Source organism: Chryseobacterium lathyri, from assembly GCF_019970085.1.
GTDB classification, from domain to species: Bacteria; Bacteroidota; Bacteroidia; order Flavobacteriales; family Weeksellaceae; genus Chryseobacterium; species Chryseobacterium lathyri.
This window is the reverse complement of the sequence record NZ_JAHXYG010000006.1, coordinates 21,865-36,809: the sequence shown is the minus strand read 5'-3', so window position 1 is coordinate 36,809 and position 14,945 is coordinate 21,865. Positions and strand designations below refer to the sequence as shown.

The 14,945-nt window shown below is 36.6% G+C and carries 10 protein-coding genes; 6 read left to right on the top strand and 4 right to left on the bottom strand.

The annotated features are described in order from the left end of the window. The 5 genes from LC418_RS18520 (at position 1) to deoC (ending at position 4,483) form a co-directional block, all read left to right on the top strand. Positions 1-1,263: an NAD(P)/FAD-dependent oxidoreductase gene (locus LC418_RS18520; RefSeq protein WP_111955143.1), complete on the top strand. Its 1,263-nt coding sequence runs from the start codon at positions 1-3 to the stop codon at positions 1,261-1,263. Beyond that, positions 1,260-1,931: a tRNA (guanosine(37)-N1)-methyltransferase TrmD gene (gene trmD, locus LC418_RS18515; RefSeq protein ID WP_111955141.1), complete on the top strand. Its 672-nt coding sequence runs from the start codon at positions 1,260-1,262 to the stop codon at positions 1,929-1,931. The genes LC418_RS18520 and trmD overlap by 4 nt, the downstream gene beginning before the upstream one ends. A 376-nt stretch (positions 1,932-2,307) precedes the next feature. Beyond that, positions 2,308-3,249 carry an endonuclease/exonuclease/phosphatase family protein gene (locus LC418_RS18510; protein ID WP_223560227.1) on the top strand — a complete coding sequence of 314 codons (942 nt, stop codon included), beginning with the start codon at positions 2,308-2,310 and terminating at the stop codon, positions 3,247-3,249. A 14-nt stretch (positions 3,250-3,263) separates the two neighbouring features. Continuing rightward, positions 3,264-3,734 carry an Lrp/AsnC ligand binding domain-containing protein gene (locus tag LC418_RS18505; RefSeq protein ID WP_111955137.1) on the top strand — a complete coding sequence of 157 codons (471 nt, stop codon included), beginning with the start codon at positions 3,264-3,266 and terminating at the stop codon, positions 3,732-3,734. Between the two features lie 2 nt (positions 3,735-3,736). Then, positions 3,737-4,483 (top strand): deoxyribose-phosphate aldolase, encoded by a 747-nt coding sequence (gene deoC / locus LC418_RS18500; protein ID WP_420837290.1) that lies wholly within the window; start codon positions 3,737-3,739, stop codon positions 4,481-4,483. Between the two features lie 36 nt (positions 4,484-4,519). Here deoC and dusB read toward each other — a convergent pair whose 3' ends face one another. Then, positions 4,520-5,515 (bottom strand): tRNA dihydrouridine synthase DusB, encoded by a 996-nt coding sequence (gene dusB / locus LC418_RS18495; protein ID WP_111955133.1) that lies wholly within the window; start codon positions 5,513-5,515, stop codon positions 4,520-4,522. Between the two features lie 247 nt (positions 5,516-5,762). Next, positions 5,763-8,954 carry a hypothetical protein gene (locus LC418_RS18490; RefSeq protein ID WP_223560429.1) on the bottom strand — a complete coding sequence of 1,064 codons (3,192 nt, stop codon included), beginning with the start codon at positions 8,952-8,954 and terminating at the stop codon, positions 5,763-5,765. Positions 8,955-9,370: 416 nt separating this feature from the next. On the opposite strand from LC418_RS18490, the gene LC418_RS18485 reads away from it, so the two are divergent. Beyond that, positions 9,371-10,318 carry a T9SS type A sorting domain-containing protein gene (locus LC418_RS18485; RefSeq protein ID WP_223560225.1) on the top strand — a complete coding sequence of 316 codons (948 nt, stop codon included), beginning with the start codon at positions 9,371-9,373 and terminating at the stop codon, positions 10,316-10,318. A 286-nt stretch (positions 10,319-10,604) separates the two neighbouring features. Here LC418_RS18485 and LC418_RS18480 read toward each other — a convergent pair whose 3' ends face one another. Together LC418_RS18480 and pyrF are read right to left on the bottom strand one after the other, a co-directional pair. Beyond that, a complete protein-coding gene (locus tag LC418_RS18480) occupies positions 10,605-13,424 on the bottom strand; it encodes an aminopeptidase (RefSeq protein WP_223560224.1) in 2,820 nt (939 codons plus the stop codon). 54 nt (positions 13,425-13,478) lie between these two features. After that, positions 13,479-14,858, bottom strand: coding sequence for an orotidine-5'-phosphate decarboxylase (gene pyrF / locus LC418_RS18475; protein ID WP_223560223.1), 1,380 nt, complete (start codon positions 14,856-14,858; stop codon positions 13,479-13,481). Positions 14,859-14,945 lie beyond the last annotated feature (87 nt).

The window sequence follows — 14,945 nt, the reverse complement described above, 5'->3', positions numbered from 1 at the left end:
ATGGAAACACGCGAAAAGATCATCATCATAGGAGGGGGCTTTGCGGGGCTGCAGCTTGCTAAAACATTGAATAACAGAAATAAAAAAGTAATTGTTCTGGACCGGGTGAATCATCATATGTTTCAGCCGCTTTTTTATCAGGTTGCATGCGGGAGGATAGAACCATCCAATATTTCTTTCCCTTTCCGGAAGATTTTTCAGCAATCCAGGAATACACAGTTTCGCCTTACCGAAGTTAAAGAAATTGATCCTGCCAACAATAAGGTGATCACGGATGAAGCAGAGTTTACCTATGATAAACTGGTCATCGCTACAGGGTGCAAAACCAATTTCTTTGGAAACAAAGACATGGAATCGAGGGCTTTCGGGATGAAAAATACCCAGGAAGCAATAAGCATCAGAAATCATGTACTGATGACCTTTGAAAAGCTTATTCTTGAAAAAAGCAGAAGTGATGACGGCAACTGGAATATTGTTATTGTCGGAAGCGGACCTACTGGTGTAGAGCTGGCAGGAGCTTTTGCCGAGATGAAAAAAGAAATTCTTCCCAGAGATTATCCATACATGAATTTTGATCAGCTTAAGATCATTTTGGTAAGCTCCACAGAAAAACCGCTTGCTGTAATGAGCAGTGAAGCACAGGAAAAATCTGAAAAATACCTTAAGGATCTTGGTGTTACATTTCTAAGCGGAGAAGTTGTTACGGATTACGACGGTAATAAGGTATACACAAAGAGCGGAAAAGATATTCCGTCCAATAATGTAATCTGGGCAGCAGGTGTTACAGGAAATGTGGTGGGTGGATTTCCGGAAGAAAAATTAGTGAAAAACAGATATATAGTAGATCGGTTTAATAAAATAAAAGGTTACGACAATATTTACGCAGTTGGGGATATTGCCTATATGGAAACACCAAAATATCCGAAGGGGCATCCTCAGGTTGCAAACGTGGCCATTAATCAAGCAAAAAATTTAGGTAAAAATTTCCTGAAGAAGAATACCAATGACTGGGTAGAGTATGAATATAAAGATCAGGGCTCTCTGGCAACCATTGGAAAACACAGGGCTGTGGTAGATCTTCCGTTTATGAAGTTCCAGGGGTTTCTGGCCTGGTATTTCTGGATGTTCCTTCACCTCATGCTGATCCTGAGCGTAAGAAATAAGCTTGCGGTCTTTTTCAACTGGATGTGGAGCTACTTCAACAAAGATTCTTCTTTAAGATTAATTATTTCACCTAATAAGAAAAACGATACATTACAATGAGAATTGATATAATAAGCGTGCTTCCCGAATTAATGGAAAGTCCGTTTCAGACTTCTATTTTAAGAAGGGCAATGGATAAAGGTTTAGTAGAAGTTCATTTCCATCACCTGAGGGACTGGGCCATCAATAAGCACAGACAGATTGACGATGAACCCTATGGAGGCGGAGCTGGAATGGTAATGATGATAGAACCGCTGGATAAATGTATTTCTGATCTTAAATCCCAGAGAGAATATGACGAAGTAATTTATCTTACGCCGGATGGTATCACCTTAAACCAGAAAATTGCCAATACCCTTTCCATAAAAAATAATCTGATCTTCCTTTGCGGTCACTATAAAGGTATCGATCAGAGAGTTCGTGACCTTCACATTACCAAAGAAATTTCAATTGGCGACTATGTACTTACAGGGGGTGAGCTGGCAGCATGTGTTCTTGCGGACTCTATTATAAGATTGGTTCCCGGAGTATTGAATGATGAGCAGAGTGCTCTTACAGACAGTTTTCAGGATGATCTTCTGTCGCCGCCTATTTATACAAGACCTGAAGTTTATAAAGGACTGGAGGTGCCAAAGGTATTACTAAGCGGAAACTTTGCTCAGATAGAAGAATGGCGTCATGAAGAAGCTGTAAGGATCACACAGGAAAAACGTCCTGATTTGCTCTAAAAAAAATAACACAAAACTGTAAAAAAAACAATTTTTTTTCACGTTTCTGAAATTTTGATGATAAAATAGAATAAGAATTGATGTAAAGTGGAAATAAGTGAAAATTATCCATCATATCTTATAAAGACTAAAAATTTTTTCGTGTTAATCGGATAACTATATATTATTTTAGTTTTATTTTTTGTGTTGATAAATTTAAATGCTTAATAATTTGACTTTATAAAAGCATTTTTATTGATATTTTTTGTTAAATATTTTATATTGCTTACATAATATTAAGATGAAAATATTATAAATAAATTAATGAAATTTGAAAAAAAATAATAAATTTACAACGAAAAAGAAATTGATAATTTTAAGATAGCAAATTTTGCAGATGGAGATGTTCTCTTTTTATAATGTTGAAAATTTATTTTTACCTGACCCGAAGCCTCTTCACCGGTTAGATCCTACAAAATCAGGCTTGAAAGGTTGGGATGAAAGAAGATATAGGAATAAGCTTTTTAAAATTTCACACGTTTTTCAATTAATGAAGGAGGAAAATGGTGATCTCCCATTTTTAATTGGACTTTCTGAAGTTTCCGGAAGGAAAGTTTTAGAAGACCTGGTGGAAATGGAACCTTTTAATTCAGAATATGGAATTGTACATTACAATTCTATGGATGAGAGAAAGGTAGATGTAGCCATGTTATATCATAAAGCCAAAGTAGAGATCATAGACTCAGAAACTATTACCTTCTTCTTTGAAATTATAAACAGAAAAAACACAGAGAATTACGACACAACCAGAGATGTACTTTTTTCTAAAATTAGATATAAAGAAACTGTTATTAATGTTTTTATCGCCCACCTTCCCTCTAAGCGAGAAAAAGATATTAATAAGCCCAAAAGAGACTTTATTCTTAATGAGATCCATAACCGGATTCTGAAAATTGTAGATAGCGAAAAAGAACATGTAATATTGTGTGGTGATTTTAACGAAAACCCTGATGATGAAAATTTAGTAAAAATTCTCTACGACAATAAGCACGAGAAGGTCCTGGTAAACCCTTTTCAAGAATTGTTTAATACAAGAAATTATTCTACTTTTCATTATAAGTCTGGACTGTTGTATGATCAGATCATCATGTCAAAATCCCTTTTTGAAAATGATGCTTTGAATTTTCAGAGTGCCCATATTTTTAATTCTGAAAAAATAAGCAGCCAGGTGAAAAATTTTGAAGGACGTCCCTTCCGAACCTATGCCGGTACCCGGTATTTGGGCGGATACAGCGATCACTTTCCGGTTTTTGTAAAGTTTGAAGAAACAAAAACATAAATAATAAGTAGAAAATGAAAAATTCAAGTAACACAAGTTATCATTTAGACTCGATTGACAAAGAAATCATTTACATGCTGATGGATAATGCTAAAACGTCTTTAGCCCACATTTCAAAAAATGTTGGAATTTCCACAACAGCAGTACATCAGAGAATTAAAAAACTCGAGCATGCGGGAGTTATTGAAAACTCCATTTCATTCCTTAATCCTAAAAAAATCGGATATAAAGTAATTTCGTATATCGGAATGTTTCTGGACCAGCCCAGCCACTATCCGGAGGTTGTAAAATCTCTGCAAGAAGTGAATGAGGTAGTGGAAGCCCATTATACAACGGGAAATTACACCATATTCTTAAAGGTTCTTTGTAAAGACAATGACCATCTTATGCAGATCCTGAACAAACTTCAGAAGCTGAAAGGAGTGACAAGAACAGAAACTTTCATATCTTTGGAACAAGGTATTTACAGACAACTGAAAGTATAAAGATTATGAAGATTGCCCAATATTTGGATTCAACCTATTTGAAAACACCCGAACAGTCAGGAATTTCAAACGAAGAAACATTACAGATAGATAAAAAGCTTGCGCAGGAGGCCATAGACCATGGTATTTTTGCCGTAATGATCCGTCCGGATTATGTAGCCGATATCAAAAAGTATATTCAGGAAAGACATTCAAATGTTGCAGTGGGCACCGTAATAGGTTTTCATGAAGGAACTTATACTGTGGACGAGAAACTTGCTGAAGCATCAAAAGCAATTGAAGACGGAGCAGATGAACTCGATTTTGTTGTTAATTATAATGCTTATCTCAAAGGAGATCTTGCCCTGGTAAAAGACGAGTTTGTAAAATGTACAAAACTTGCTCTGCAGAATCAGAAGATCGTAAAATGGATCATTGAAATTGCGGCATTAACGGATGTACAGATTGCGGATTTTACTAAAAATATTTCAGATTGGTCGGTAGAAAACTTCTCCGAAAATGATCTGCCGAACATTTTTGTAAAATCTTCTACAGGTTTTTACCAAACAGAAGACGGAAAACCGAACGGAGCAACGTTTGAAGGCATAAAAATCATGCTGGATAACGCAGGAAAGCTTCCTGTAAAAGCAGCCGGAGGAGTAAGAACCCCCGAAGATGCCGAGAAAATGATCAGCATGGGAGTGAAAAGAATAGGAACCTCTTCAGCTTTGAATTTAATAAAAAACGAATCTTCATCAGGAGGATATTAAAAATAAAAAAACCATCAATCTGATGGTTTTTTTATTTTATACCTGTGCCGGGTATTCTTCGTAGAACTGTTGCGTCTCTTTAATCAAAGCATCCATTTCTTCCAAAGTAAATACCTCAAGGAATTTTTTTCTAAATTCTTTGAAATGAGGAACTCCTCGGAAATAATTGCTGTAATGCTGTCTCATTTCAATAAGACCCAATTTTTCACCTTTCCATTCCGCACTCCATTCTGCGTGCTGGCGGACAGCAAGTAAGCGGTCTGCAATAACGGGCTCCGGAAGGTGCTCTCCTGTTTTGAAAAAATGTTTAATCTCATTAAAAATCCAAGGATACCCAATTGCTGCACGACCGATCATAATCCCGTCGCATGCATATTTTTGTTTGTATTCCAGGGCTTTTTCCGGAGAATCAATATCGCCGTTTCCGAAAATAGGAATCTCAATATTAGGATTTTGTTTTATCCTGGAAATATGCTCCCAGTCCGCTTCGCCCTTGTACATCTGTGCACGCGTTCTGGCATGTATCGTTAAAGCTTTGATACCGGTTTCCTGTAAACGTTCTGCCACTTCATCTATATTAATACTGGTGCTGTCCCATCCCAGACGGGTTTTAACCGTTACCGGCAGATGAGTAGAACTTACAACAGCTTTGGTAAGGCGTACCATAAGGTCAATATCCTTAAGAACTCCCGCTCCTGCTCCTTTACAAACTACTTTCTTTACAGGGCATCCGAAATTAATATCCACGAGATCCGGGTTTACCGTCTCTACAATCCTTGCAGACATCGCCATCGCCTCTTCGTCTCCACCAAAGATCTGAATACCAACCGGTCTTTCATAATCGAAAATATCCAGCTTCTTACGGCTCTTCATTGCATCACGAATCAAGCCTTCAGAAGAAATGAATTCTGAATACATCAGATCTGCCCCGTGCATCTTGCACAGGCGTCTGAACGGAGGATCACTTACATCTTCCATCGGAGCCAGCAAAAGCGGAAATTCCGGCAGTTCTATATTGCCTATTTTTACCATGCGGCAAATTTACGAAATTATAAACATTTGAAAATATGATAATATCTATGACTGTAAATGATGGATATCTATTTGAAAAAAATTGATGTGAATAGTGAGTTTTTGCTTCACAAGTGAATGGTAAGGTTTAAATAACAGATATTAAATTTCAGACAAAAGATAGGAAATGAGATGATAACAAAAGCCCTGCAACCAGTAACTAAATTCCCACCTACAAACACTCATACCCTCAAACTCCCTTACTTAATTAGAAACTCGCCTTCACCTGCATACTTCCGATGTGAATGGTCCTGTCTCCGGAATTCCTTCCCTCATAATTTAAATTAAGCTGAAGGAAAGAGTTGATCGCCTGCTGAATAAAAACACTCCATACCTGGTTTTTGCCGGGTTTAAGACCGTCCAGCATCTGGTTTCCTACAATACTGAAATTGTTTCCGGTAAAATCATTATTGATGAAAGAGAAATTTCCCCTGATCGAAGTTTTTCTGCGTTCCCACTGAATGGTTCCTGTCACATCAAAAGCTTTCAGGAGCTCTTCACCATCTATTCTTTTTTTCTGACGGTAAGCAGAAGAAAGTTCAGCCTGTATAGCATCTGTAAATTTATAGGTGGCCTTCGGTTTGGTTTCAATATTATTCAAACGGTAATCCCTTGTGGCAAATAGCTGGGATGAATTTTTAAGATCGTGAATCGAATTTTCCCAATCAACTCTGAATTCCTTGTTAAACCAATATCCAATATTGATGAAATGGGAAACCTGCTCACGTTCTTCATTACTGAAATTGGCATTGATGAGGTTATCATTGGTAATAAAACGGTAGTTTCCGTTCCAGCCGGATTTTTCAGTTGGATTAAACTGGACAGAGGCCAGAATATTCTGGTTTTTTAAGATCTGATCGCTGTTTTTTTCAAAAGGATTCAGTACCAGAACCTTGTCCTTTTTGTAAAAAGAGTTTTGTGAATTCAACGAAACATTAAAATTCCATCGTTTTAAAAATGCATTTTCAGAATTGAAAACTATCGACGGATTAACGAATAATGCCAGCTGAATTTTATTTTTATTGGAAGGAATATAGCGTACAGAATTGGTGTAAATCCTGATATATTGTGCTAAGTCAGAATATTCAGCAATTTCGAATTCATCGAGTTGCTGGATGCCGTCTCCGTTATAATCGGTCCATTTATAAACACCCTGTCCGTCTGTTACCTTAAGATACTGGAATTCCCTTTGGGCTTCCTGTCCGTTTCCAAGTTCATAAAATGCCTGCAGGCGCATTCCGTTTCTGAATAATTGCTGGTTATATAGAATATTCCCGACTACGAAATCATTATTTCGGGTCATGTCAGCTTCATCATTCTGGTAAAAGAATTTTCTATAATGTATCAAAGCATTTAAAGTAGTTCTTTCGGTTTTGATCAGCTGGCTTTCTGCCATAATTCCCAGGATATTATTCATACTTTCCAGCCTGTTGTTTCGTACAGAGTCGTTATCTCTCATATACACTTTTGCAAGAAGCTTTGTGCGTGTACTGTCACCGATCTTTTTCTGAACAAAGATCTCTTTCCAGCTGAAACTGGTAACATCCATGAGCTGCGTATCATTATACTTCTTCTCATTATGTTCCATGCTTCCTCCGATAGCCCAGCTTCCTTTTTTACCGGTAAATTCTGTAGAAACTCCACCCCGGATGAATTTCGTGTCCTGAAGTGTAGCATTCGTATTAAGGTATGACAAGTTTCCTTTTGTAAAGAACTTTCCTGTGATCCAGCTAAGATCAAGATCATTTTTTATCCCTTTGTAGGTATCCTGTTCATCCAGGTAGTTTACGCGGTAATTCAGAGTAGATTTATTGTTCCATTTATTTAAAAAGCTGAATATAAACCTGTTTTGAGTTCTCTGGCTGAATTCCTGTACCAGGTTAAAATCTCTCGAGAATTCTACATCATTGATACGGTCAAGAATATGAAACTGCTTGTCTATATATTGATATTCAAAACTCGGAGTTCCTTTCCAGTTATTTTTTGTAAAACTTTTATTTCCGAAAATACGCCATGCGTATCCAATGTTTTGAGCGGCATCTTTTGAAGAAAATAAATTCAGATCATAATTGCTCAGTGAAAAATCAGCCCCAATTTTACCCTCTTTTAAAAGATATTCGGAATTTACTGAATACACCTGCGATTTCTGAGGGGAAGGAAGTTTTCTTACCGCTTTATAATCTCCCATATTATTCCCGACATACTCAAAAACACGGCCGTTATTAGTTGTCTGTGTAATTTTGTAATCCCCCTGATTAATACCAAAATAAGTAAAAGAAACCTGATAAAGTGTTTCATTCTGATCTGTTGAAAACTCGTAGAAATTTCCGGCTGGATTTAAGCGATACAGAATTTTATTAACATCATATGGAGTAACTACTCCTGATGGTGCATACATCAGATTGGGGTCATTACCGGCATCGGCAAGGATCTGTTCGTCTTCTTTGGAAAGATTTAAAGAAAGGGGAGCATTTTTGTTGTCATTTTCCATGAACCAGTTCATTCCTACTTTAAACTTCTCTCTCTGATGTTCTACTTTTCCGGTAAATAAATATCGGGAGTAATTCCTGTTCGTATAATTATATGAAATTGTAATAAAATTCTGCTGAAAAATCGGACGGAAGCTGGTAAAGGTTACCTCTCCGGTATTATAATTAATGACATAATCCTGGTTTTCACCACGCTTCATTAAAATACCATCAATAAACACCTGCTCGGAGCCGGAAATAAGGGTGATAAACTGCTCACCATTCTTCCCGGTTAAACGGTAGGGGCCCTGGTTGCCTTCCACTCCCTGAAAACGGACCCTGTGAAATTCACTTCGTGCAACCCCCATGGAAACATCTATAAAGGTTTTGTTATCCTTTCCGAATTCAGTCTGAAACTCAAGCCCCATGCTTCGTCTCTGGAATTTTGCAAAATAATTTTTCGATTCTACAAGATCAAGATGCCCAGCTCTGAGGATCGATTTATCCTTAATATTCAGCTGCATATAAATCTTGTCAAACTCTTCCAGGGTTTGTGTATAGCCATCAGCCTGAATCGGAAGGTTATGATCCGAAATACTTGCTAAAATAGTCACATCCTTAGAAAGCCTTCCGGAAATCTGAAGATCCATTGAACTCTGTACAGATTGTCCCTGGTTGTTACCGAATGTAATTCCACGAATGATGGAGCCTTTAGAGTTCAGCTCTCCTAAAAATCTTTTTTTGTCGTTTTTGACAAGTACTGCCTCATCTACGATTATTTTGTTGTTGGTTTTTACAAAATCCAGAGTGTCTTTTGCGAAAATATCCTGTTCAAAACGGGCTGCAAGGATGCTGTCTTTTTTAATACTGTCTTCAGGAATATTTGGATTTTTCCACGAAAATATTTGCGCATGGGCCGAAAATATGCCCATGAAAAACAAACCGATCAGAAGAAAAAGATTGCGCAAGTGTTTTAAAATAATTCGTAAAAATAACTAAAAAATGTTAACGGAACGGGGTTTAGCATTATTAACAGAAATTTAATCTAATTATTGTAAATCCCTGAAAATTACTGATGATTTTATCATGTAGATTATTGATACTCAAATTTCGCAATCATTAATTTTTTATACGTTTGTTAAATCTTTATTAATTACCGAAAATGCAACTTAAAGCACAATAAGTCTTTGACAAGAGATTTATTTCACAATAGGAAATAGTAATGGTAGTAAGGTTTCCCGAAAGATTGTTAAAAAATTGACTTTAATTAATTGTTAATTATGTCTTGCCACTTTTATATAGTGATGGTTTTTTGTACTTTTAACTCATAAATTTAAAACTTTTTATAATGAAAAAAATCTTTACTATCTTGGGAATAGCATCTGCTATTAGTTTTGTAAATGCACAAACTACTGTACTTACAGATAATTTTAACTATACAGGAGCTCTTACTGCAAACGGATGGGTTGCACATAGCGGAACTACAGGTACGCTTATGGCGAATGGAAGTGTAGTTAATTTAGTAGCAGGAAATGCAGAAGATGCAAATAAAGCATTTTCTACTCCTTACATTATGGGTGCCGGTATAGTTAACAAAGCTGATTATTCTGCTACAATTAATGTTGCAAGTGCAACAGGACTTACTACTACTGGGGACTATTTCTTAATGTTTGGTGGTACGGCAGGTACATCAGTGACATTTTTTTACGGAAGACTTTATATTAAAGGAAGCGCAACAGGATATACGCTTGGAGTTTTAAATAATTCCGGAGGTACTGCAACTCCTACTTATGGTACTGAAATTCCTTACGGAACTCCTGCAAATATTACGGTTACTTATACTGTTGATAATAGCGTAACTCCTTCAACGAATGTAGGAACATTACTGATCAATTCACAACCATTATTGTCGAATAGTACCGGTACATCTGCTGCTGCAACTCAATTAGCTTCTGTGGCAATTAGACAAGCAGGGTCTGCTACTTCAGGAACGGGAAATATCAGTATTGATAATCTGATTGCAAGAACATATGCTTCAACAACGTTGGCTGTTTCAGATATTAAGAATGCAAAAGCAGAAAACTTTGTAAAAAACACTTTTGTGAAAAGCGATGAAATTACTTTCGGAGCTGATGTGAAGGATGTGAAAGTTTACAATATGTTTGGACAGGTAGTTAAATCTGCTTCTGTAAAAGAAAATGGTAGTGTAAACGTCGCTGAACTGGCAAAAGGAAACTATATCGTTACAGGAACAGTAAATAACGAGCCTGTATCTCAGAAAATTTTAAAAGACTAATTTTAGTTTCTTTATTAATATGAGCTCCGGCCATTTCGCAGAAATGGCCGGAGCTTTTTTATAATCATATTCAATCTGGAATTTTCTTTAATATTTAAAGATGGATATCGTGTATTTTTTTGAATATTTTAATTTTTGTGGTATTGTATTTGATGTGTACTAAATAGAAAAAAGAAGAATTCATTAAAACAATACTTTGTATTCAATGAAGTTTAATTTAAAGCAAAAGTTAGTTTTCAATATAACATGTTAAAAGAAGCAGCTGTTTTACAGTTGCTTTTTTATTTTAATACCATCCCCTTCTCGCAGCATTGATAACCGCACCGAGATTAAGTACTAAAGTATATCTGATGCGTTTTGCGTAATCCTTGAAAGAAGGTTCAAAGCCTAAGGAGGACTGGATCGGGAAATATATTTCAAGGAAATCAGGAATAAGCTTTACTTTAATACCACTGTCCCAGATAAACTCTGCAGGGCGGTTTTTATTTTTATAGATCCCTGCGTCTGCATACACATGAAATATCTTCCAAACGCTGGAATCTACATTAAAAGAAGTAATCCACTGATTAACAGATCCCGGGATGAAGGATTTAAAACCTCCGTCAGCCAGGATAAACTGCTGTGACAGAAGACCACTGTTAGCACTTTCCCCCAACAGATTGTAAGAGAAAGAATAATTGGATACCCTTGAGATTCCATAGTTGAACGTATTATTCCGGGTCTCGTTTCTTATAAAATAACCGGCAAATAATCTAACGCTTAACTTTTGCTTTGGAGCAAATTCCCATCTGTAAAAGCCTTCAGCAGTTATTTTATTGAAATCTTCCATACCCTGAGTGCTTAAGCTTAAGCTTTTTTCATGGATCATCTGGCTGTCGCTATACCCATAGCCTGCGCTCCAGAGATTATATTTGTCATAATCTTTGTTAGCGATCATTTTAGGACTGAGATCCCTTTCTAAATAATTATAAGAAAAACCCAAGCTTCTGCTTACCGTACTTCTTGGATTTTTCCTGAAGTTGAAATTGGAAAATATGGAACCTTTCCTGTAAGCCAGTCCGTAATCATAATGGAAATAAGAACCTGATACTCCAAAAGTAATACTTCTGAAAACACCTTCGGCCGGAAGGAAAGAGTAGGAGATAGCACCTGATCCGGTTAGTTTTCCGGTTCCTGTACTGTAAGTAGGTGTAAATGAGTACAAGAACTTCTGATCGAAAAAAGATTGGTTTTTTAAGTTAACACCCAAAAGGAATTTATCATATGTATTATTAAAACGTACCCTTGGACTGATGTATACTTCGTTGTATTCAGGATTTGGAATATCCTTGATAAGTTTAAATTTTATTTTTTTTGCATTTGAAAAAAAACCTTTTGCATATAAAAAATTATCCCGGTATTTAGATTCGGGGAAAATATAATCCGAGTTTAGAGTCACTTTGTGGATATCTTCCGAAGCAGGAAGAGCAAAATTGGTGATTCTTTCGTTTTCTTTTGTTTCTACCCAATAAGATTTTACCTCGCCTTCGCTGGTCTGCGTTTCAAGCTGTACAGGAATAGGAGAATCTATATTTTTACCAATTTTGATATTCAAAGAATCATCCTGTTTTCTGACATTTTTCAGTCTGAAGTTAGCCCTGTTTTTTTGTTTTAAAAAATTGGTGAGATATCCTGATGTTTTGTCTTTTTCAGCGAGTTCTTTAAGAAATTCCTCCGGTTCAATTTTCTTGTCTGTATTTTTGGAAATATAATCTTTAAGAATATTATTGAACTGATCATACCCCATTTTTTCGGCAGTATAATTAAAAAGGCTTCCCGTTTCAAAACTGCTGACCGCCATGTCATTAAAGTTGCTCAAAACCGTAAAGTTCTCGCTGATCTTCTGGTCCAGGTTCTGGGACATGATGTATTGATAGGCCAGTCCGTAACGGTCAATCAATTTTACTTTGGATGCATGGAATAATTTTAATGGCTTTACCCCAAAAATACGGGTTTCCGGAAGCGTGCCCAATAGCTTGGTTTCCTTATAGAACTTTTGGAGATACTGGATTTCCAGGTAAGATTTCAAACCGTTTTTAAACCAGTGATCTTTCTGTTTATCCGCAATAATGCTTTCGTCAAGTATTTTTTTTGCAATGATTCCAAAATAATCAAGATCTGTTTTTTCGGAGTCAGTGAACAGCTGAAATCTGAATTTCCAGAAAGAGATATCATTACTCCCGAAAAAATCTTCCGAAGATTTAAATTTTTCCGAAATAAAGAGGTTTTTTGGAAGGAATCCTATTTTTTCTTTGATGAACTTCAAATGCAGGGGCAGGTAAAATTCAAGATTTTGTTTTTCTTCCGGTTTTAGATTATAACCGAACTTGATCTCGGTATCGGCTCCATCCACATTTACTTTTATAGAAGGTAGCCCGTTCTGCGAGATTACAAATTCAGGATCAGAATCAAGGTAACCTTTAAATGCATTCATCTGGATCTGTAGCAGATTACTTTCTATAAAACTGTTAGGAGGAAGGTCAAAATTGACGGTCCAGAAAGTATTGAAGCTTACCGATTCCTCAATATCATGATAGTTTCTTTTGGAAATATTGTCCGGATCAAAATGATCCGGAACAATAAAGAAATATTTTAATGCAGTGATTTTATCTGAAGTACCATAACCCGTAAATTTCTTATCGGGAAGGTGCATTTTATACTGAAGCTGTAATTTGACACTTTCGCCAGGCTTTAAAGCCTCTTTCAGGGGAAGAAAAAGATTCTCATCCGATGTGGAATTCACTGAAACAGGCTGTGCAGAATTTTTAATTTGCAAATCCAGAAGTGTACCCAGCTGATTATTTTTTGCAAAATGAAGATCACTATTCCTGTCTTCCAGCTTTCTGTATACCAGTGATGTTCCTTTTTTGTTATAAGCGACAACCCAATTGAGAAGCTTTACCGATTGCAGGTCTTTGTCGGAATGATTGTAATACACAATTTCCTGGTTAACCTCCAGCGTCTTTCTGTCGGTAGATAATTTAGCTTCAATGTATATACTGTCTTTTTGCCCGGAAACCTGTACAATTCCCCAAAACAAAACAAGGCAAGTCGTAATCTTTTTCAAAATCCTGTGATAAAGCCCAAATATAAACTTATTTTGAATATATCCAGCAGGATTTTAGCCCTGAAAAACGTTTTTTCGCAAAGAATTAACATACGCATTCCAGCCCTCATTTTTATAAGTAATGGCAGCGGTTTCAGGATCTTCAGCCTTATAAATTCCTCTTCCTACGATGATGAAGTCGGAGTGAAGCATTTTGAAAACATGTTCAGGAGTATTGTACTGTTGTCCTTTTCCGTCCCCTGAATCTGCAAGATTAACACCCGGAGTAAAAAGTAACAGCTCTTCAGGAATCTGATTTTGTGATACTCCTCCGATCACATTTGGATGTGACAGTGCTACTTTCAGAGCCTCTTCACGATAGCTTGCCGTAGTGAGAGCTCCCTTGGAAGACATTCCTACGATTGCGACAACGCCTACATTTTTGAAGCAGTCCAGAGATTCAAATCCTCCGATCACCTGTGAAGTAACGAAATCTGCCCAGTCTGTAATTTTAAATACGCCGCTGGTGAATTGGAGTTCCTGTGTATTACCGATATCTGCAAACTTTCTGTCCTCCATTAATAAAAACTGGTGTTTTTCAGCTAATGCTTTTAAAGGAACAATTGTTTTTTCGTATTCAAAATCTGAAATGATATCGATATGTGTTTTTAATGCAATAACATGAGGGCCTACTTTTTCAGCAAGATCAAGCAGCTCCTGGGTTGTGGTAACATCTGCAGAGGCAATAAGATTTGATTTTTTTGCCAAAGCGGTTTCCAACAGTTTTTTAGAAACCGAATGTTGTGCATGCTCTAACTTCTGTTCGTAAGAACTTCTCGTCTTTTCTTCAAACTGAATATGGTTTCCCTGAAGGAAATCCTGGATTCTTTTTACTTCTTCATCAGAAAGTTCTCCATTTTCCTGAAGAATAGAACAAACTTCTGAAATATTGAAAAGGGTATGAACTCTGTATCCTTTACTTTCCAACAACTGTTTTCCACCCTGCTCTCTGTCAAGAACCACAACGATGTCAGCTACTTTAAGATCTTCCTGCTCTACTTCTGCAATAGTCTCTACAAGAGATTTTCCGGAAGTGATCACATCTTCCACCAAAAGACAGTTCTGCCCTTTCTGGTAAATTCCTTCGATCAGTTTTTTCGTTCCGTAGCTTTTGGCCTCTTTTCTTTTAATAATTAATGGAATGTAGCTTTCCAAAGACATCGCAGTAGCCATCGGAAGGGCTGCATAAGGCACTCCGCAGATTAAATCAAAATTATCCAGTGGAAGCATTTCCAACAAATAATTAGCCAGATTCTTTAGGATTTTAGGATCTGAAGCCAAAGGTCTCAGGTCCACATAGAACGGACTTTCGATACCGCTTTTTAAGGTAAACCTTCCGAATTTGATGATGCCCAGCTTGTAGCACTCTAAGAAAAATTCTTTTTTACTTTCCATTATTTTTTATTAGATATTGCAAATTTAATGATTTGAAACAAGGCTTAAAAATTTATCAACCATTTGTCAATAAAAAACCATCCTGAA